The sequence below is a fragment of the Exilibacterium tricleocarpae genome (assembly GCF_007004655.1).
GTDB classification, from domain to species: domain Bacteria; phylum Pseudomonadota; class Gammaproteobacteria; order Pseudomonadales; family Cellvibrionaceae; genus Exilibacterium; species Exilibacterium tricleocarpae.
This window is the reverse complement of record NZ_ML660088.1, coordinates 150,199-170,640: the sequence shown is the minus strand read 5'-3', so window position 1 is coordinate 170,640 and position 20,442 is coordinate 150,199. Positions and strand designations below refer to the sequence as shown.

General features: G+C 56.5%; 15 protein-coding genes and 2 tRNA genes. 12 read left to right on the top strand and 5 right to left on the bottom strand.

Annotation, left to right across the window (positions count from 1 at the left end; translation table 11 throughout):
- Positions 1–20: 20 nt before the first annotated feature.
- A complete protein-coding gene (locus tag FKG94_RS03380; RefSeq protein WP_142902789.1) occupies positions 21–7,787 on the top strand; it encodes a retention module-containing protein in 7,767 nt (2,588 codons plus the stop codon).
- A gap of 19 nt (positions 7,788–7,806) precedes the next feature.
- On the opposite strand, the gene FKG94_RS03375 is transcribed toward FKG94_RS03380, so the two are convergent.
- Positions 7,807–8,799 carry a YheT family hydrolase gene (locus FKG94_RS03375; protein ID WP_142902788.1) on the bottom strand — a complete coding sequence of 331 codons (993 nt, stop codon included), beginning with the start codon at positions 8,797–8,799 and terminating at the stop codon, positions 7,807–7,809.
- 227 nt (positions 8,800–9,026) lie between these two features.
- Here FKG94_RS03375 and FKG94_RS29330 point away from each other — a divergent pair, with 227 nt between their 5' ends.
- The 10 genes from FKG94_RS29330 to FKG94_RS03330 all read left to right on the top strand — a co-directional run bounded on the left by FKG94_RS29330 (position 9,027) and on the right by FKG94_RS03330 (position 16,804).
- Entirely contained in the window at positions 9,027–9,161 is a 135-nt protein-coding gene (locus tag FKG94_RS29330) for a hypothetical protein (RefSeq protein ID WP_281284204.1), read from the top strand.
- Between the two features lie 31 nt (positions 9,162–9,192).
- The gene (locus FKG94_RS03370) at positions 9,193–10,020 is read left to right on the top strand and encodes a M23 family metallopeptidase (protein WP_142902787.1); all 828 of its coding nucleotides are present in this window, start codon (positions 9,193–9,195) and stop codon (positions 10,018–10,020) included.
- A gap of 70 nt (positions 10,021–10,090) precedes the next feature.
- On the top strand, positions 10,091–10,279 hold the full coding sequence (locus tag FKG94_RS03365; RefSeq protein WP_142902786.1) for a Trm112 family protein: 189 nt from the start codon (positions 10,091–10,093) through the stop codon (positions 10,277–10,279).
- A 23-nt stretch (positions 10,280–10,302) separates the two neighbouring features.
- Complete coding sequence (locus FKG94_RS03360; protein ID WP_142902785.1) at positions 10,303–10,668, top strand: histidine triad nucleotide-binding protein; 366 nt, start codon at positions 10,303–10,305, stop codon at positions 10,666–10,668.
- A gap of 410 nt (positions 10,669–11,078) precedes the next feature.
- On the top strand, positions 11,079–13,679 hold the full coding sequence (alaS, locus tag FKG94_RS03355; protein ID WP_142903037.1) for an alanine--tRNA ligase: 2,601 nt from the start codon (positions 11,079–11,081) through the stop codon (positions 13,677–13,679).
- A gap of 178 nt (positions 13,680–13,857) precedes the next feature.
- Complete coding sequence (locus FKG94_RS03350) at positions 13,858–15,096, top strand: aspartate kinase (RefSeq protein WP_142902784.1); 1,239 nt, start codon at positions 13,858–13,860, stop codon at positions 15,094–15,096.
- A 283-nt stretch (positions 15,097–15,379) separates the two neighbouring features.
- Positions 15,380–15,574, top strand: coding sequence for a carbon storage regulator CsrA (gene csrA / locus FKG94_RS03345; protein WP_142902783.1), 195 nt, complete (start codon positions 15,380–15,382; stop codon positions 15,572–15,574).
- 190 nt (positions 15,575–15,764) lie between these two features.
- A tRNA-Ser gene (locus tag FKG94_RS03340) sits at positions 15,765–15,854 on the top strand.
- Positions 15,855–16,211: 357 nt separating this feature from the next.
- Positions 16,212–16,460: a helix-turn-helix domain-containing protein gene (locus FKG94_RS03335; RefSeq protein ID WP_179957472.1), complete on the top strand. Its 249-nt coding sequence runs from the start codon at positions 16,212–16,214 to the stop codon at positions 16,458–16,460.
- Between the two features lie 95 nt (positions 16,461–16,555).
- Positions 16,556–16,804 carry a helix-turn-helix domain-containing protein gene (locus tag FKG94_RS03330; RefSeq protein WP_142902782.1) on the top strand — a complete coding sequence of 83 codons (249 nt, stop codon included), beginning with the start codon at positions 16,556–16,558 and terminating at the stop codon, positions 16,802–16,804.
- Between the two features lie 63 nt (positions 16,805–16,867).
- Here the strand turns inward: FKG94_RS03330 and FKG94_RS03325 are convergent, their stop codons facing one another.
- Positions 16,868–17,365 (bottom strand): hypothetical protein, encoded by a 498-nt coding sequence (locus tag FKG94_RS03325; RefSeq protein WP_142902781.1) that lies wholly within the window; start codon positions 17,363–17,365, stop codon positions 16,868–16,870.
- A gap of 223 nt (positions 17,366–17,588) precedes the next feature.
- On the opposite strand from FKG94_RS03325, the gene FKG94_RS03320 reads away from it, so the two are divergent.
- Positions 17,589–17,665 (top strand) — tRNA-Arg (locus tag FKG94_RS03320).
- A 696-nt stretch (positions 17,666–18,361) separates the two neighbouring features.
- Here FKG94_RS03320 and FKG94_RS03310 read toward each other — a convergent pair.
- The 3 genes from FKG94_RS03310 to FKG94_RS03300 form a co-directional block, all read right to left on the bottom strand.
- Positions 18,362–19,033 (bottom strand): hypothetical protein, encoded by a 672-nt coding sequence (locus FKG94_RS03310; protein WP_142902780.1) that lies wholly within the window; start codon positions 19,031–19,033, stop codon positions 18,362–18,364.
- Positions 19,034–19,134: 101 nt separating this feature from the next.
- Complete coding sequence (locus FKG94_RS03305) at positions 19,135–20,208, bottom strand: site-specific integrase (protein ID WP_142902779.1); 1,074 nt, start codon at positions 20,206–20,208, stop codon at positions 19,135–19,137.
- 5 nt (positions 20,209–20,213) lie between these two features.
- Positions 20,214–20,414 carry a hypothetical protein gene (locus tag FKG94_RS03300; RefSeq protein WP_142902778.1) on the bottom strand — a complete coding sequence of 67 codons (201 nt, stop codon included), beginning with the start codon at positions 20,412–20,414 and terminating at the stop codon, positions 20,214–20,216.
- Positions 20,415–20,442: the final 28 nt, after the last annotated feature.

Here is a 20,442-nt window from a genome sequence, read left to right as displayed (position 1 = left end):
GTTCTTGAGGTAGGTGTATTATGACTGACAATCAATCGAATGAATCTGCAACCCAGGCACCGCTGGCGGTGGTGACTGCCTTTCAAGGTGAGGTGATGTATGCCCCGGGTGGTGATCAGAGCCGGCCGCTGAGCGGCGGCCAGTCGATACAGTTGGGCGATACACTTGAAACACTGGGTGCCAGTGCCGTGCTGCTGAAATTTGCCAACGGTGCGGTGGTGAATATCGGGCACGACAGACTGTTGACCCTCGACCAGGCACTCCTCGACCGCCTGGAAGCCCTGCTCGAAGAACAACGTACTGCCGAGGATGCCGAGCCTGTTAATTTTGATTTGCTGGCCGAAGCGCTGGCTGAAGGTCGCAGTATTGAAGACTTGCTGCCGCCCGCCGCTGCAGGTGAAGAAGGTCCCGGTGATTCAGCGGCTGCGGGGATCCCCGGTATTCGCATTTTTTACACCAATGAACAGGTAACACCCGACAGCGGTTTTGAAACCACGGGTTTCGGGTTTAGCAACACCGTTGTAGCGGATGAACTCAGCGGCCGGGACAGCAATGACTTACTGGCCGCACAAAATACCGCACCCGAAATCACCGGCGCTGCGCTCAGTGTTGGCGAGATGGATGCCAACGTCGACCTTGGCGTCAATGCACCGACCGATGCCGACGGTGACAGCCTGACGATCACGGTAACCGGTTTGCCGTCCCAAGGTGGCATGACGCTGGCTGACGGGACCCCGGTTGCGGTCGGCCAGGTATTGACCGCGACGCAGTTTGAAGGCCTCCAATACAGCGGCCCGGGTGCGGCCTATGACGGCGATGATGTCGGTGGTTTTACTTACAGCGTGAGTGACGGGACTGAAACGGTAAACGGGGCGGTTGATATTTCTGTCATTGCCACCGACGATGCACCGGTGGTGGACACCGCCACTGTCGCCGTGGTGGAAACGGCGGCAAATGTGGGTTTGGGACTGAGTGCTCCGACCGATGTGGACAGCGCCGAGTTGACTATTACAGTAACCGGCTTGCCGACTGTCGGCACGGTAAAACTTGCCGACGGCTCGCCTGTGGTCAGTGGTCAGGTGCTGAGTGCAGAGGCATTGGAGGGTCTGCAATTTGATGGCCCCGGGCCTGCTTACGACGGTGTTGATGCCGGCGTTCTGACATACAGCGTGAGTGACGGCAATAGTTCAATAACGGGGTCTGTATCCTTCCAGGTAACCGCCGTCAACGATGCGCCCTCGGCGTCTTTATCGATCAATGATATGGCGGAAAATGGCGTCGCCGTCGGCGATGTGATCGCCACTATCGGCGCTGTCGATGTGGATGGCGACAGCCTGACCTATACGCTGGCAAATGATCCCAACGGCTACTTCGAGATAAGTGGCACGGATGTGTTGTTGACGCAGGCCGGCGTTGATGCGATCAACAGTGATGCGCTTGGCCTGACAAACCTGCCGGTTACCGTCCAGGTCAGCGACGGCACTAACACGGCTAGCGCGACTGGCATCAGTAATATTGCGCGATTCAATGATCCCCCTTTGGCGGCCGATGCCGCCGGTAATACTGAAGAGAATACCGTTTTGGTTGACACCGTGCCGGCGGCGACCGATGTGGATGGCACTGTGGACCCCAACGGTTATGCCTTGGTTACTGATGTGCCGGCGGGTACTTTGGTGTTTAACGCTGACGGCAGTTATACGTTTACCCCGGGCAGCGACTTTGATGATCTGGCGGCAGGCGCCAGCCGCGATATCAGTTTTACCTATACCGCCACCGACAATAACGGCGGCGTGAGTGCACCGGCCACCGTCACGATTACCGTGACGGGGACCAATGATGCGCCGGTGGCGAGTGCGGCCACCGCCAGCACGGAAGAAAACACAGTATTAAACGGCGCGGTGCCGGCGGCGACCGATATCGATGGCACCATTGATCCCAACGGTTATGCATTGGTTGCGGATGTCGCCACGGGTGCCCTGGTGTTTAACGCCGATGGCAGTTACACGTTTACGCCGGGCACCGACTTTGACGATCTGGCCCCGGGGGCCAGTCGCGATATCAGTTTTACTTACACCGCCACCGACAATAACGGCGGCGTCAGTGCGCCGGCCACCGTCACGATTACGGTGACGGGCACCAACGATGCGCCGGTGGCGAGTGCGGCCACCGCCAGCACGGAGGAAAACACGGTATTAAACGGCGTGGTGCCGGCGGCGACCGATATCGATGGCACCATCGACCCCAATGGCTACGCGTTGGTGACCGATGTCAGCGCGGGCACCTTGGTGTTTAACGCCGATGGCAGTTACACGTTTACGCCGGGCAGCGACTTTGACGATCTGGCCCCGGGTGCCAGCCGCGATATCAGTTTTACCTACACGGCCACCGACAATAATGGTGGTGTCAGTGCACCGGCCACCGTCACGATTACGGTGACGGGCACCAACGATGCGCCGGTGGCGAGTGCGGCGACGGCCAGCACGGAGGAAAACACAGTATTAAACAGCGTGGTGCCGGCGGCGACCGATATCGATGGCACCATCGACCCCAATGGCTACGCGTTGGTGACCGATGTCAGCGCGGGCACCTTGGTGTTTAACGCCGATGGCAGTTACACGTTTACGCCGGGCAGCGACTTTGACGATCTGGCCCCGGGTGCCAGCCGCGATATCAGTTTTACCTACACGGCCACCGACAATAATGGTGGTGTCAGTGCACCGGCCACCGTCACGATTACGGTGACGGGCACCAACGATGCGCCGGTGGCGAGTGCGGCGACGGCCAGCACGGAGGAAAACACAGTATTAAACAGCGCGGTGCCGGCGGCGACCGATATCGATGGCACCATCGATCCCAATGGCTACGCGTTGGTGACCGATGTCAGCGCGGGTACTTTGGTGTTTAACGCCGATGGCAGTTACACGTTTACGCCGGGCAGCGACTTTGACGATCTGCCCCCGGGGGCCAGTCGCGATATCAGTTTTACTTACACGGCCACCGACAATAATGGTGGTGTCAGTGCACCGGCCACCGTCACGATTACCGTGACGGGGACCAATGATGCGCCGGTGGCGAGTGCGGCCACCGCCAGCACTGAAGAAAACACAGTATTAAACGGCGCGGTACCAGCGGCGACCGATATCGATGGCACCATTGATCCCAACGGTTATGCATTGGTTACGGATGTCACCGCGGGTGCCCTGGTGTTTAACGCCGATGGCAGTTACACGTTTACGCCGGGCAGCGACTTTGACGATCTGCCCCCGGGGGCCAGTCGCGATATCAGTTTTACTTACACCGCCACCGACAATAACGGCGGCGTCAGTGCGCCGGCCACCGTCACGATTACGGTGACGGGCACCAACGATGCACCAGTGGCGAGTGCGGCGACGGCCAGCACGGAGGAAAACACAGTATTAAACAGCGCGGTGCCGGCGGCGACCGATGTGGACGGCACCATCGACCCCAATGGCTACGCGTTGGTGACCGATGTCAGCGCGGGCACCTTGGTGTTTAACGCCGATGGCAGTTACACGTTTACGCCGGGCACCGACTTTGACGATCTGGCCCCGGGGGCCAGCCGCGATATCAGTTTTACCTACACGGCCACCGACAATAACGGCGGCGTCAGTACACCGGCCACCGTTACGATTACCGTGACGGGGACCAACGATGCCCCTATCGCGAGTGCCGCGGCGGCGAGCACCGATGAGGACACGGTATTAAACGGCGCGGTACCGGCGGCCACCGACGTCGATGGTACGGTGAATGCTACTGGTTATGCCTTGGTGACCGGTGTCACGGCGGGCACCTTGGTTTTTAACGCCGACGGCAGTTACACATTTACCCCGGGCAGCGACTTTGACGATCTGGCCCCTGGCGCCAGCCGCGATATCAGTTTTACCTACACGGCCACCGACAATAACGGTACCGTCAGCGCACCGGCCACCGTTACCATCACCGTCACCGGTGTCAACGATGCGCCGGTGGCTGTGGTGGATAGCTATTCCGCGAGCGAGGGCGACAGTCTGACGATCGATGCCGCCGCCGGCGTCTTGAATAATGACACCGACGCCGAAGGCTCTGCGCTGTCCGTAACTGAAGTTGCCGTCGATACCTCTGGCGCAGGGGCTGTGGCGGTAGACGGCGTAACCTCCATTGCTACAGCGTTGGGCGGCAGTGTGATCGTAAATGCGGACGGTTCATTTAGTTATACCGCACCGGCAAGTCTCGATCACAGCGCGGCGGATGTACTGCAGGACAGTTTTACCTATCGCACCTCCGACGGCGCAGACACCAGTGATTGGACAACGGTGATTATCGACGTTGCCGATACTGCCCCCATTGCTGTCGACGACAGCGACAGCGTCGGCCTGGGCGCCACCGCCATCGGCAATGTGATTACCGGCCCCGGCGGCACCGATACCACCGGCGCCGACCCTGTACAGATAACGAACGTCAGCTACAACGGCACCCCTGTTAGCAGCGTATTCGACAGTAATACCGGGACCTGGACCATTACCACCGACAGCGGTGTGCTGAGTATGGATCAGAGCGGAAACTACAGCTACCTGTCGACACTGTTTTCCGACATTGTGTCGGGACCGGATGCCGCGGACTGGGACGCTGTCGGTGTCGGTTACTATGGCTTTGACAACGATGGCGGCGGCGATACCACGCCATTTGTCGGCGATGATATCAGTGGCGGCCTCGACCTGACAAAACTCAATGCCAGTGCCTCTGACATAGTAACTTTTGATGACGCAACCGGAACCAACCAGGACGGGCTCGGTGTCGAAGGTGGCAACGGCGATGGCAAACTGGGTCCCGGCGAATACCTGGTGCTCGATTTAGGCGCCGATTCGTCACTGGCCATTGTTGATTTTACCAGTATCCGTCCGATCGAATCCGCCGATTGGTATGCGTTCGATGAAAACGGTAACCTGGTGACCAATGGCACTGTTACCGGTGATCCGTCACAGGCGGCCGCCGCTAATATCGACGCCGGCCTGGACACGATTCGCTACATTGTCGTTGAAGCCGACACTTCACTAATCCGTGTCAACGGCTTGAGATTTGGCGTTGATAACTCATCTTTGCCCCTGGATGAATTTACCTATCAGTTGTCGGATATCGACGGCGATACCGATACTGCAGTGCTTTCCGTGCAACACGAGTTGCTCGGCGGCAATGCCGATGCGGCTGAGGTCAGTGAAGCCGGTCTGCCCACCGGCACCGAAGCGGGCGTGGCGGCGACCCGCGCCAGCGGTAATTTACTGGATAACGACACCGGCATCAGTGCGGTCACCCAAATTACCGAAGTGGCGGGACAGACCGACAGCGACGGCGACGGCATTATCACGGTGACCACGCCGCTGGGTGTGCTGACGGTCTATACCGCGGCTGTCGCCGGCCAGCAGGCCGGTGATTATGAGTACGTGTTACAAACCAGTGCCACCGAAGGTGTCAATGATCTGGAAGCCTTCAGTTACACCGTTGAGAATACCTTAACCGGGCAATCGGCCAGTTCCACGCTCTCGGTGAATATACTGGACGATGCTCCCCAGGGCAGCGATATCAATGTCACGCTCGACGATGGTTCCGGCGCCTCGAGTTTCAACCTGGTGATTGTGCTCGACCGCTCCGGCAGCATGAACAGCGACGAAAACGGCCGCACGCGTATGGATATCGCCAAGGATGCGCTTGAGCAGTTGTTTGATGCCTATGACAAAGCCGGCAACGTCAATGTACAGATTGTCGACTTTGCCGATGCCGCCAACAAGTCCGCCTGGTATGTGGATGATATCAACGGTGCGGTGGACTATCTCCAGGCGGTGGCGACCGGTGGTGAGACCGCTTACGATGCCGCGCTCAATGAGGTCATGTCCGGTTACGCGCCGCCGCCGGCCGATAAGACGGTTGTCTATTTCGTCTCCGACGGCGAACCCACCGCCGGCAATGAAATTGATGCGGCCGGTGAAGCCAGCTGGATTCAGTTCTTACAGGACAATAATGTGGACCTCTCTTTCGGCATCGGTATCGGCGATGCCGGGTTAGGGTCGTTGCAGCCGGTGGCCTATCCCGACGACGACGGCAACAACGATGGCAACGAAGATTACGCGATCACGCTGTCGAATGCCGAAGACCTGGCGTCCACGTTGCTGAGCACCATCGACGGCGGTGTTGTGGCCGGTGACATATCCATTCTGGCGGGCACCGGCGGCGATGGTGTGATCACCGGTGCCGACGGCGGTTACATCAATGCCATTACCATCGACGGCGTCGTTTACACCTATACGCCGGGCGATGCGCAAAGCACGACCATCAATACGCCCAAAGGCGCGTTTTTGGATTTTAACTTTGTTACCGGCGAATACCGTTACTATGTCAGTCTGGATCAGACGATCCAGGGCGAACAGGAAACCATTACGTTCAGTGTCGTCGACGGCGACGGCGACACCACCACCATCGATATGGTGGTGACCCTGGACTATGTGGCGAACCTCGATGCCAACCGGGACATTATTCTAACCAACGTCGACGAGGGGCCGGTGATTGAGATTCCCGGCCTGGCGCTGTTGAACAATGATTCGGGCAACGGCGCGCAGCAAGTCACCGGTGTGTCCAACGCCAACGGCGGCACTGTGGCTTTTGCCGGCGGTGTGGTTTCCTTTACCAAGGCCGAGGCCGGTGAGATAGTCGAGAACCCCGCCGACAGCGAGACCAATGAACTTAACGGCAGCCTCGCCACCGCCACGGAGATCGACCGCTCCGAGTTTGGTTTTGTCGGCGCTGCCGATGCGGCTAATGTTGCCGATGCCACCATGTTGAGTGTCAAGTACTCCGGGCAGCTGGTGGCGGCCGGTGGCAAAGATCAGGACTGGATCAAAATCAGCCTGGATCGCGGTGAGCGGGTTATCTTTGACATCGATAACGGCCATGCCAACGGCGGTGCCGATGTCAGTGTGGACACCGTTATTTTTCTCTACGACAGCGCCGGTAACCTAATCAGTTCGAATGATGACGCGCCGGCTTCGCTGGGGGGAGCGGGCTCGGCAAACGCACGGGACGCCTATCTGGAGTACACCGCCGAGGCCGATGGTGAGTACTATCTGCAGATTACCTCTTTTAGCAATGCCGACAGCGGCGACTACGACCTGTGGGTGTCTGTCGATCGCCTGGCGGGCTTTGATTACACGATTAGCGAGGGCGGCGACCAGGATACCGCCAGGGCCGATGTTGTGGTTGTCAACGGCAATACGTTGACGGGCACCGGAGAAGATGAAATTCTCGTGGCCGGCAACGGCGCCGATACACTGGTGGCCGGCGCCGGTGACGACACACTGATCGGCGACGCCGGCAATGATATTTTATTTGGCGGCGACGGCGATGACATTCTGCTTGGCGGTAGCGGAGCCGACAGCCTGAGCGGAGGAAGCGGGGCCGACGTATTTGCCTGGGCTGCCGCTGACGCCGACGGCGGTACGGATACAATTGTCGATTTTTCTACAGCGGATGGCGATGTGCTCGATCTGCGCGATCTCCTCAATGGTGAGGAAGACCCGGAGGCCTCCCTGGCGGATTTTATTCAACTGACGCTGGGTGATTTTGATGCCGACGGCGCCGCCGATGATACCCGGGTGGTGATTGACGCCGACGGCGGTGATTTCACGTCGCCCGACCAGACTATTGTGGTGCAGAACAGTGACTTGACTTTCGGGCTGACAGATAACAACCAGATTCTCGATAACCTGTTGAACAACAATAACCTGTCTGTGGATCAGTAGTTAGCCGGGACGGCCGGCGCTAGGCGCTGAATATCTCACCGAGCCGCCGATCGGCCCAACTGCCCAGGCGGCTGTTTTCCAGGAAGGCGCAGTGAGCTCCGTAGGGAGTGGTCTCCACGCGCAGGTGCCGCGAGGCGGCCAGTTTGGCAAAGTCATCGTGAAGGATGATCGGGTCGTCCCGACTGTGAATAATGGTGGTATCTACCTGCAGCGAAGCCAGTCGATCGCCGGTCAGTGTATAGGCGTCGAAGTAGTCCTCCACCTTTTGATACTGGGTGTATTTGGGAATAAAGTGATTGTTCATTCCCCGCAGCGTCTTGATTCGGCGCAACGCCTCGCCGTAGTTGTACTCCGGAAAATGGCGCAGCTTTCTGCCGAGCGATTGTTTCCATTTACTGACGAAGTATTGATGGTAGAAAAACCTGCCGTTCTCGAGCGCGGCCATGGCGCTGGCCGGATCGATCACCGGACAGACCGCCACGACCCGATCGAGCTGAATGCCGCGCTCGGGCGCGCGCAGCGCGGTGCGCAGGGCGAAGTTGCCGCCGAGGGAAAAACCGGCCAGGTAGTAGCGCGGGTGAGGGAATTGCTGCTGCACGGCGCCCACTGCTGTGACTACCTCCTCGATCAGGGTTGAATTAAACAGGCCGCGGTTGAGGCGGTGGCTGTCGCCATGGTCGCGAAAGTTAAGCCGAAAAACATTGTAGCCGAGCTTAAACAGATGGGTCGCCGCCGATACCACATAGGTCGATCGACTCGAACCTTCCCAGCCGTGAAACAACAATACCATGCCGGCCGCGGCATCCGGGTGTCGGCTCAGTTCGCCGTGTAGCCGCACGTCATCGCACGTTAAGATACAATCCTCGGTTTTTTGCCGCAGGGTTCTGGCCTGGTGGTGTACCAGCCACTTGCGCAAACCGACACTCGAGGTGATATTTTGCACATGGGGGCTGCGCAACCAGCGCGGTGGGACAAACGCGGGCGGGGACGGTTCGGGTATAGCATCTGACATAAGCTGCAAGCAACACGGGTTTTACAGTTGTGGAGCCTTAATGATAACGTTGTTGGTGAGGAAATGTTTATTGAAAAGTGTCGGTAAGAGAAGGTTGGTGCAAAAGTGTTAGCCCGAATATGTTCAAACATAACCACCGGCAAAAGCCTGTTGGCGCCAGGGGGATTGGCAGATGTCGGGGTATATAGACGCTGGTCTCCTGGGGAGTGGCTGATGGAGAGCGGCAAATGGAAAGAGCCGCCGCTATTGGTCGCCAGGATATAGCGGACGGCTGCTGGCCGTTGGGGTTTAGCGAGCAACAGCCGTTGGGCGCCGGGACTGATGAAATCGCAGCAAAGATACGGCACAGCGGTGTAAAGTGATTATATTGTTGCAAAATATGGGGTTGTACCAATGAGTGTCAAAGGTAAACTGCAAGGCTTGGTGGTTGGGCTATGCCTGGCCGGCAGTGGCGCCTGCTCCGGTCTGGAAATCGAAGGTGTATGGCAGCAGGGGGCCACGCTGGTTGGCCGGGTGGCGCCGCAGGCGCAGGTCAGTTTTGCCGGCCGTCGCCTCAGGACCACGGAACAGGGGCACTTCGTGGTCGGCTTGGATCGGGATGCCGCCCCTGAGGCGGTGATTCGGGTACACAGCCAAACCGGGGCGGTGGCCGAACACCGGTTTGCCGTAAAACAGCGCCAGTACAATATCCAGCGAATCGAGGGGGTGCCCAAGAAGACCGTCAATCCGCCGTCCGAGGCGCTCGCGCGCATCCGCCGGGAGGCGGCCCTGGCGCGCGAGGCGCGCCGGCAGGACTTGCCTCGCCAGGATTTCCTGCAGGGGTTTATCTGGCCTTTGCAGGGTCCGGTGACCGGTGTTTACGGCAGCCAGCGCTACTACAACGGCGAGCCGCGCCGGCCCCATTACGGCGTGGATGTGGCGGCGCCCACCGGTACCCCGGTACGCGCGCCGGCGGCGGGGAAAGTTACCCTTGCTTACGACGACATGTTTTTCTCCGGCGGCACCTTGATCCTCGATCACGGTCACGGTCTCTCTTCCACATTCATCCACCTCAGTAAGATACTGGTGGAGTCGGGGCAGGAGATCAGCCAGGGTCAGGCCATTGCCGAGGTGGGTGCCACCGGTCGGGCCACGGGCCCCCACCTGGATTGGCGTATGAACTGGTTCGAGTTTCGGGTCGACCCGCAGTTGCTGGTGGGGGATATGCCGGGGCCAGACTAGAGACGGGGCGCCGGTGCCGGTGTACCATAGCGCCTGACTTTGAACCCTGACTTTACATCTAAGTATGACTATGATCGATCAGAAACTACTAAGCATCCTGGTTTGTCCCGTGACTAAAGCCCCACTCGAATACGACAAGGAAAACCAGGAACTGGTCTGCAAGGCGAGCGGGCTGGCCTATCCGATTCGCGATGGCATTCCGGTCATGCTGGAGACACAGGCCCGGCACTTGACCGAGGAAGAAAAGCAAAAACGCTGAAACGCTAGAAAAAGGTTGTCGCCATGACAGAAGCATCCGCGCCGGAACCGTCAATATTTACCCGCATTATCAACGGCGATATTCCCGCCGATATCCTTTACGAGGATGACGACTGTATCTGCATTCGGGATATCGCGCCGAAAGCGCCCACCCACCTGCTGATTATTCCGCGGCAACCCATCCCCCGCCTGGCCGATGCCGGCGCGGCCGATCAGGCGCTGTTGGGACACCTGTTGCTGAAGGTCGGCGATATCGCCCGCCAGGTGGGCGTGGAAGAGGCTTTTCGGGTAGTGATCAACAACGGCACCGGGGCCGGGCAAACCGTGTTCCACCTGCACCTGCATCTGCTGGCGGGCAAAGCATTTGCCGAGAACGATCTGGGATTCTAGGGGTCGTTAAGTTCCGGCCAATAGGTCCTAGCCTCCAAGTTACGGTCTATTGAGCACCCGGGACCCGCTGCGGTTACAGATGACCGCGGATTCGGATCGCTAGAAGAGGTTGGCCAGCACGATCAGAACGACTGCCAGTGCGCCCAGGCACAGGATCACAATACCAAGGTTTTTCCACACTTGTGAGTCGTCCATCGGGTAATCTCCGGGGCGGCACGCTTGGAACCGGCAGCATAAGCGGAAATCGCGGCTGATGGCTTTGACTCAGATCAAAGGTTCTGCCGATTCGACCGCTGCCGGTGAATATGTCGCCGGTTCCCTATATACTTAGCGCCCGCCCGGGTGACCGCCACGGCGGTGCCGGGGTCGGTCCCGGCGACAGTTCAGCTATTGATAACGGTACGGTATTTATGAAGAGCGCAGAAATACGCGACGCTTTTTTGAAGTTTTTCGAAAGTCAGGGCCATACCCGGGTGCCGAGCAGCTCTCTGGTGCCTGCCGATGATCCCACGCTATTGTTTACCAACGCGGGGATGAATCAATTCAAAGACGTATTTCTCGGCGCCGACAAGCGCCCCTACACCCGTGCCGCCAGTTCCCAGCGCTGTGTGCGGGCCGGCGGCAAGCACAACGACCTGGAGAACGTCGGCTACACGGCGCGCCACCACACGTTTTTCGAAATGCTCGGTAACTTCAGCTTTGGCGATTATTTCAAGCGCGATGCCATCCGTTTTGCCTGGCAGTTTTTGACCGCGGTGCTCGGCCTGCCGCCGGCGCGCCTGTGGGTGACCGTGCATGTCTCCGACGACGAGGCGGCCGCCATCTGGATGGATGAAATCGGTATTGATCCGGCGCGCTTTTCCCGCCTCGACGAGGACAACTTTTGGCAGATGGGTGATACCGGTCCCTGCGGTCCCTGCTCGGAGATTTTCTACGACCACGGGGAAGCGGTGCCCGGCGGACCGCCGGGCAGCGACAACGATGATCTGGATCGCTATATCGAGATATGGAACCTGGTGTTTATGCAGTACGAGCGCCAGCCCGATGGCGAACTGGTACCGCTGCCCAAACCCTCAGTGGACACCGGTATGGGGCTCGAGCGCATCGCCGCGGTTATGCAGGGGGTACACAGCAACTATGAGATCGACCTGTTTCAACATCTGTTGCAGGCGGCAGTTGAGGTAACCGGTGCAAGGGATTCGAACAGCAAATCCCTGTGTGTGATTGCCGATCATATTCGATCCTGTGCGTTTTTAGTCGCCGATGGCGTCATTCCCGCCAATGAAGGCCGCGGTTATGTACTGCGGCGCATTATTCGCCGGGCTATCCGCCACGGGCATAAACTGGGGCAGAAAAAGGCGTTTTTCCATCGGCTGGTGGCGGCGCTGGCCGCGGAAATGGGCCCCGCCTATCCGGAGTTGGTCGAGCAGCAGGCCCGCATCGAAAAGGTTCTGCTCGCCGAAGAGGAACAGTTTGAGAAAACCCTCGATAAGGGTATGGCGGTGCTCGAGGCGGCGTTGGTGGACCTCAAGGGAACGGAAATACCCGGCGCCGTGGTGTTCAATCTCTATGATACCTATGGCTTCCCGGCCGACCTCACCAACGATATTGCCCGCGAGCGGGGGTTAACGCTGGACATGGGCGGCTATGAAACCTGTATGGAGCAGCAGCGCGCCCGCGCTCGCGCGGCAGGCAGTTTTAAAGTGGATTACACGGCCAGTCTGAATCTGGAGGGCGACACCGATTTTCTCGGTTACGATTCACTGGCCGAGAGCGGCAAAGTGGTGGCGCTGTTGAGCGAACAGGGCCCGGTGGACAGCCTGAAGGCCGGCGAGCAGGGGGTTATCGTGTTGGACCGCACGCCCTTTTATGCCGAAGCGGGGGGGCAGGTGGGGGATACCGGTTTTCTGTCCGGGGCCGGCAGCCGTTTCGAAGTGCGCGATTGCACCAAAGGCGGCGGCAACCATCTGCACCATGGCTGTCTGCTGGAAGGTCATATCAAAGTGGGGGACAGTCTCGACGCCGAGGTGGATGCCGGCGTGCGCCGGGATACGGCCCTCAACCACTCCGCCACGCACCTGCTGCACGCGGCGCTGCGGCAGGTCCTGGGGCAGCATGTGACCCAGAAAGGGTCGCTGGTGGATTCGCAGCGGCTGCGCTTTGATTTTTCGCATTTTGAGCCGGTCAGTGCGGCACAGTTGAAGACGATCGAGCAACTGGTCAACGAACAGATCCGCCTCAATTCCCCGGTGCAAATCGAACTTTGCGATATGGATACCGCCATCGCGCGCGGCGCTATGGCACTGTTTGACGAAAAGTACGGCGATGAAGTGCGGGTATTGACTATGGGGCAGGGCTTTTCCGTGGAGCTGTGTGGCGGCACCCACGTCGAGCGCACCGGTGATATCGGTCTGCTGCGTGTTGTATCGGAGTCGGGGATTGCCGCCGGGGTGCGCCGTATCGAAGCGGTAACCGGCGCCGGGGCCCTGGCGCTGTTTGACCGCACTCAGGCGCAGGTAGAGCGGGCCGCGGGTCTGCTGAAGACCAATACCGAGACACTGACTGACAAACTGGCTCAACTGGTACAGCAAAACCGGGCTGCGGAGAAAGAAATCGCAGTGCTAAAAGCCAAACTGGCCAGTGCCGCCAGCGGTGATTTGCAGACACAGGCGGTGAATATTGACGGTGTAAATGTGCTGGCGGTAAACCTCGAGGGGGCCGATGCCAAGTCGTTGCGCGATACCGCTGACCAGCTCAAAAACAAGCTGGAGCCGGCGGTGGTGTTGCTGGCGGCGGTGACGGGCGATAAGGTGGCACTGGTGGCGGGTGTGACCAAAAACCTGACCAAACGGGTGAAAGCCGGTGACCTGATGAAACATGTAGCCGCTCAGGTAGGCGGCAAAGGTGGCGGGCGGGCGGACATGGCCCAGGGGGGCGGTTCCGATGTCGCCAGTCTGCCGGCGGTTTTGGGTGCCGTGCCGGAATGGGTAAAAACTCAGCTGGTGGGTTAGTGCGGCTAAGTTGGTTTTTGTGAAGTATAAGCTTTCATTATTCCAATAAGTTGGTTAACTTTGGCGCCAAACTAGTGTTTAATTGGCGGCCCTTTTTTTGATCGCAATCCACTGTTTTTACTTGAGTTCCGGTTGTTGACGGATGTTGGTTTGACTTGATTCTGGGATAAGCCCGCGGATGAGCTTGTTTGTACACAAATATGGTGGAACTTCGGTCGGTACCGTTGAGCGTATTCAGGCTGTTGCCGACAAGGTGTCTGCGTTTCGCCAACAGGGGCATGACCTCGTCGTGGTAGTATCCGCTATGAGCGGTGAAACCAACCGCTTGATAGCACTTGCCCACGACATACAGGAGTGTCCCGATCCGCGGGAAATGGACGTGTTGGTGTCCACCGGCGAGCAGGTGACTATAGCCCTGTTGTGTATGGCGTTGAAAAAGCGCGGTTGGGACGCCCGCTCTTATACCGGTAGCCAGGTGCGTATTCTCACCGACAACTCCCACACCAAAGCGCGCATCCAGGATATCGACGTTGCCAATATGCGCGGCGATCTTGATGCCGGCCGGGTAGTGGTGGTCGCCGGTTTCCAGGGCGTCGACGAACAGGGCAATATCACCACCCTGGGGCGTGGCGGCTCGGACACCACGGGAGTGGCCCTGGCAGCGGCTTTGAAAGCGGATGAGTGTCAGATCTACACCGATGTGGACGGCGTCTACACCACCGATCCGCGGGTGGTCAGCAGCGCCCGGCGTCTGGATCGGATCACTTTTGAAGAAATGCTGGAGATGGCGAGCCTGGGCTCTAAAGTGTTGCAGATTCGGGCTGTGGAGTTTGCCGGTAAATACAGTGTGCCCCTGCGGGTGTTGTCCAGCTTTGAAGAGGGTCCCGGGACCCTGATCACCCTCGATGAGGAATATCCCACCATGGAACAGCCCGTTGTTTCCGGAATAGCGTTTAACCGTGACGAAGCCAAGGTCACCGTGATGGGAGTGCCGGACACGCCGGGCGTGGCCTCGCGCATTCTGGCTCCCATCGGTGAGGCCAATATCGAGGTGGATGTTATCGTGCAGAATGTGGCCGAAGACAAAACCACTGACCTCACATTCACCGTACATCGGACTGATATCGACCGTGCGACCGCTGTTCTGAAGCAGGTAACGACGGAAATCGGGGCCAGAGAGGTTGTTTCAGATGACAAAATTGCTAAAGTATCCATTGTTGGCGTAGGCATGCGGTCCCACGCGGGGGTGGCTTCGCGGATGTTCAACGCGCTGGCCAACGATAACATCAATATTCAGATGATCACGACCTCGGAGATCAAGATCTCCGTGGTGATAGAGGAGCGCTACCTGGAACTGGCGGTGCGCAGCCTTCACTCGGCTTTTGAGCTGGATGCCGACCCGATAGAAAGTCGCTAATTTTGCTGGTAATTTCCAGTAAAACGTAGTGAAATGCTTAGAACTCAGGCTAATAGGTACAACCTGAAACCATAACAAAATTATAGGGTCTATAGAGAAGGTTTTATTTTCCAATTTTACTAAGCTGGGCAATACTGAAGGTAGCAGCGCCAATAGCAACAAAAAAATCGGCGACACAGGGGCAGGTTAAGGTAACCGGCAACGGGTTAGGGCAACAGCTTAGGTAGTGTAAGTTTCTCACAGAAAACCGTTGTTCTCACAGGATGATATAAAGGAGATATATATGTTGATATTGACGCGCCGCATTGGCGAGACCTTAATGGTCGGCGATGAGGTTACCGTCACCGTACTAGGTGTAAAAGGTAACCAGGTTCGCATAGGTGTTAACGCACCAAAAGAAATCGCCGTTCACCGCGAAGAAATTTACCAGCGAATTCAACGCGAAAAGCAGGAACAGCAGGATCAGCAAACCGGCTGATCATGTCGTAGTCTGTCCGGCTCGGTACTTACCCTACTGAGCTGGGCTTCCCTTCATCGAGTCGTTTAATGCCGGTTGAGAGTCCGGTAGTTGGCGATCCGGCAGCCTTCGTTTTGTGCTGTGCCAGCGATTATTTAGCCGCATACAAGCCTTTGATTTTGTGTGTAATGTGGTATTATGCCGCTCCGTTGGAGAGGTGGCCGAGTGGTCGAAGGCGCTCCCCTGCTAAGGGAGTATCGGGGAAACCTGATCGAGGGTTCGAATCCCTCCCTCTCCGCCATCCACAAAAAAGCCCGGCATCTGCCGGGCTTTTTTGTGGATGGCGGAGAGGGAGGCCTTGGTTCGAACCCTTGTTCGACAAATGCGCAGCATTTGTAACGAGGCGCGTCGGCGCCGAAGCCCCGCAGGGGTGATTACAGCCCTTAGGCTGTAATCATTAAATCCCTGGCTCCAGTTCACTGCGTTCTTTTTTATCCCCCCAGCGCACTCTATCCAAAGTTAAGACGCTTTCTACAAAAAGCCCGGCATTTGCCGGGCTTTTTTATCCCCTGAATTCACGCCACCCAAGAGCGATATGCTTTTCATAGGGTATTTATAGGGCGTGTTTGCAAAAGTGCCTTTCCGCTATCTTCCTGGCATGCCAGACATTCCTCCTCATCCCCACCTGCTCGCCCTTGGCAGGCGCATTAAGCATCTGCGTCTGGAGAAGGGCTACAAGCAGAAGCGACTTGCCGAGCACATCGGCATTGATCGATCCTATATCGGAGGTGTAGAGCGTGGCGAGCGCAATCCGGGTATTGTCAACCTGGTGCGTATTGCCATGGCCCTCGAGGTGGAAGTGGGAGACCTGTTTCCGCCGGTTACATCATTATCCTCCGAGTCGTAACACCAATTTTCAACCCCTGCGCAGTCGTTGACTATAATGCCAACGGTACCGATAGGGCGTGTCCTTATAAGAGGAGCTTCTATAGTTTTGGCGGCATGAAAGGACATCCCTACCAGATTGCCGTCGGTTGCCGGATTCGCTCTACTCGCAAGGCCGCAGGCTACTCGCAGGAAGGCTTTGCCAATGAAGCGGGCTTTGGCCGCTCCTATTTCGGTGGTGTGGAGCGCGGCGATCGCAACGTGGCGGCGTTGAGTTTGATCCGTATTGCAATGGCTCTGGGTGTAGAGGTCGGTGATCTTTTTCCACCGATAAAGTCATTGCCACCGGAGCCGGCAGATTTATAGACGGCAGCCGCCTGTTTGTGGTTTTGAGTATTGCGGTCCTGGGCGAGCGGAGCCCGTTTTCAATCAGTGAAACAACTGGCTTGCGGTGGCATCGCCAACTCGCTCTGACTCGCTGATCAGGTCGTAGATATCGCCAATTTTACCGGATTTACCTAATTGCGACGTCAGTGAGAACAGTGCGATATCCAGACAAGCCAGGGCGGCCACCCGCATATGGCGTTGTTTGTTGGACAACTGGCACAGTGACAGCAGATCGCGATGCAGTTGCCTGAGTAGGTTCTCTGCCGCGGCGTGCTCTCCAGCCGCATTTAGCGTTGCCGACAGATTGTGGGTGGCCCTGACCCACATGTCCATGGGATGGAGCTGCTTGTGGTCCAGGGGCCTTTTATCCAGGATCAAGCTGGCGATTTCACTGGCGCTACCGAAGCAGTCGTGGGCCTGCCGGTAGTCGCCGGATTTGTGCGCTTTAGCGCCATCACCCATCAACCGCCGCCAGGTGGGATAGGCTTTGGCGGGCGCTGCTGTAACGTTTTGCCGGTGGCGTGTGCAGAGGAAAGACATATAGACCCTTAACATCAAATGATAATAATTCTCATTTGATGTTAAGGGTGAGTACTTAAGCTGTCAAGGGCGGAGAGTGGGGCGTGCTGTTGGCGAGTGCTGTCGGTGCGGGATAAGTCACTGAAAGAAGTATTAAATTTATGGGTTTGGTGGACTGTGATGCTTGACTCAATCGGGCCAAATCTCTACTATACGCGGCCTTACCGGCAGACGGTGTTAGTACGCGCTCGTAGCTCAGCTGGATAGAGTACCTGGCTACGAACCAGGCGGTCGCAGGTTCGAATCCTGCCGAGCGCGCCATATATAAAGGGCTAGAAGGTTAACTACCACTAGCCTTTTTTCTCTCCCACAAAATATCCCCCCAAAACTTATTACCATTGACAGCAACTGCCTTAACCGGCATGTTTTTATCCTGGGTAATGAGATGGCAAATGGGGTAACTGTTTATGCTTCCAAGGTACAAGGATATATTGGCGCTTATGAAGAAGGGTGCGACTGTCGAGGCTCAGGAACAGATAATGGCGCTAAGAGAGGGGGCGCTTGAGTTACAGGAGGAAAACAGCTCTTTAAAAGAGAAGATCAAGGAGCTAGAGGGCAAGCTTGCCACGCAAGGGAACCTAGTGTACGAAGCGGGTCTTTACTGGTTGAAGACGGAAAATGGGACTGAGGGTAATGGGGTAAACTCAGGGCCATACTGTCAAAGGTGCCAGGATGTTGATTCTAACCTGGTTAGGCTGCAGGGTGGTAAGAATGATGTTTGGCATTGTTTAGCTTGCAAAAGCACGATAAATGGCCCGTCATACCATCCGCCAGAAACACGATATCCCAGGAGTAGGGGTCAACGAATCTAACTGTTCCGTGTTTCAGGTGGCAAGCCCCAAGGCTGCCAGTTATGCTTTGTTTGTAATAGTCGGTATCTGACCTGGCAGACAGGGTCAGGACTAAAAGGCTACATATTACCAATGAGACTAAAAACTTATTATTTTTCTCGTAATGTTAAAAAGGCAATGTTGAGATAACAACTTTAAGGAAAATATCCGCGCTTGGTATCGCCAAGAAAATATAGCCAATTGTTGAAAGCACTAAGCATGCCGTAAGTGATTTCAGGTTTGTTCTGTCGTTTTGTAAAAAGGTATGCATCAAGATTTCAGTCAATACGTTACCATTGCTGCGCTTAGCTTCCTCCCAGTTGACGCTTTTACTGATTTCATTTTTTCTACTAAGCGCGCCGACTTCGTGTTCAAATCTTCCCCATTCACTATCATAATTTTTATTGCCGTCTCGCTGAATAAGTTTATAGAACTGGAGAAATTCTCTATAAGTAAAGACCTGCAACCCTTCCTTTATGAAGCTATATTCGTTGGTGCCGTATGCAAAGAGCGTCGGTTTTCGAAGTCTGTAAATGAAGTTGCTCACCCCCAATGACACAAGACCAAAGTATAATAGTCGCAAACGTGTCACTGCAGATAATTCAGCACTGCGAGCCTCCTGCTCGGTTAGCTGCTGAAATTTCAGTACATCTGCTATTTGATCATTAAATATTAGAAGATATCCTACGATAGGAACCGTGAAAGCAATTTTGGGTATCCATCCATCAATATACGGCACCCAGTGGGACCAGCGGTAATTGGGCACGGAGAACTTCCACCATGGAATCATACTTGTCATAAATCCCCCCCCAAATCGATCTTGAATATATTAACCTCCTTTGGGGGGAACTCCAACGATTTCTGACATTGTCTGTCAGATCACACCTGAGCCACCACACTTTATCGTGTTGCGTCTATTTCCTTAAGTTTGCGGATGTAGACCATGCGGGCCTTTTCTGACTTATGACCTGCCCATTGCTCGGTGTGGTCCGTCACTCCCTTCGCCTTTAGATTGTGGTATGTGAAGTGCTTTTCGAGCTTAAGGACTTCATCGCCGATCTTTAACCCCAGTTCTTTGGCTTTGCGCAAAAGGCGCTGCCAGGCGCTGTCGAATGCGTTCTTCTTGATTGGCAGTCCGTGCTTGTCATGAATCAGATAGCCTCCTGAGAGAGGGCTGGGAGCGTTTGGGTGCAGTTTCATAGCGGCATCGACGGCAAGCTGTAGTCTTGGAGAAATCTTGGTCAATTCTCCCTTTGAGCCCTTGCCGCGGATGAGTCTGACTCTGCCGTTGCGGATATCGCTGATTTTGAGGTTGGTTACTTCTCCACGTCGGGCACGGCAGAGGTAAGCAATCTCCATCATGATCCACAAGTAGGGTACCCTTTTGCTTTCCTTGGCCAGGTCTAGCACCAAGTGATACTCCCAATCTTCGACGTACCGTTCTGAGGGGGTCTCTGTGTTGAGCGGTACGCCCATACATGGATTGCGTTGGGGTACCTGATCGTAGCGCAGCCGGCCCCAATTCCAGACGGCCTTCAGGTATTGGATATGCCGGTTTGCGCTAATTTTTGCGGGGTAGGTGTCCAGGTACCGCATGATATCTTTCGTTGAAACTGCTGTAAGAGGCGCGTCGCCCCATTTTTTACCTGACTGGGTGGATCGGTTTGTGAGCTTTTCCCGGTAATCCTCATAATTGCCTTGCGTGCTGCCGCTGAGGTCTTTGAATTGATTGCTATCATGATACTCGCCCAGCAGCCAGCGTAATGTATCTTTGGTTTGGTTGGTCTCCCGCTCCCAGCATTTCCAGATTTCAGAGAGAGGGGCTTTCAAGCCGCACAGCCGGATGTCTTTACCGAATTTCGGCTTCCCATTTTCTGACCCAAGATAGGGGCGCAGGTAGTAACCGCCATCGCGCTCTCGGCGGTAGGTGTAAGGCGGCAGCTTTGAGTTACTGTCGTTTCGCTTTCTGGCCATTCAGACTACAGTTTCCATTCGCTGTCGTTGTCAGCATCGTTCGTCAGGCGCAGACTAGCATCTATGGCACGTTGTGTAGTGCAGATTTGATTCCCTTTGCCGTAGTGGAAGGGGATTTTGTGCTTGTCTAGCCAGTTCTCTATTGCGCTGCGTCTGTCGAAGCCCAGCCAGCTTTTTAGTTCATCTTCGTTTACTAACGCACCCATTTATCCACTCTCAGTAGTGCACTCATCG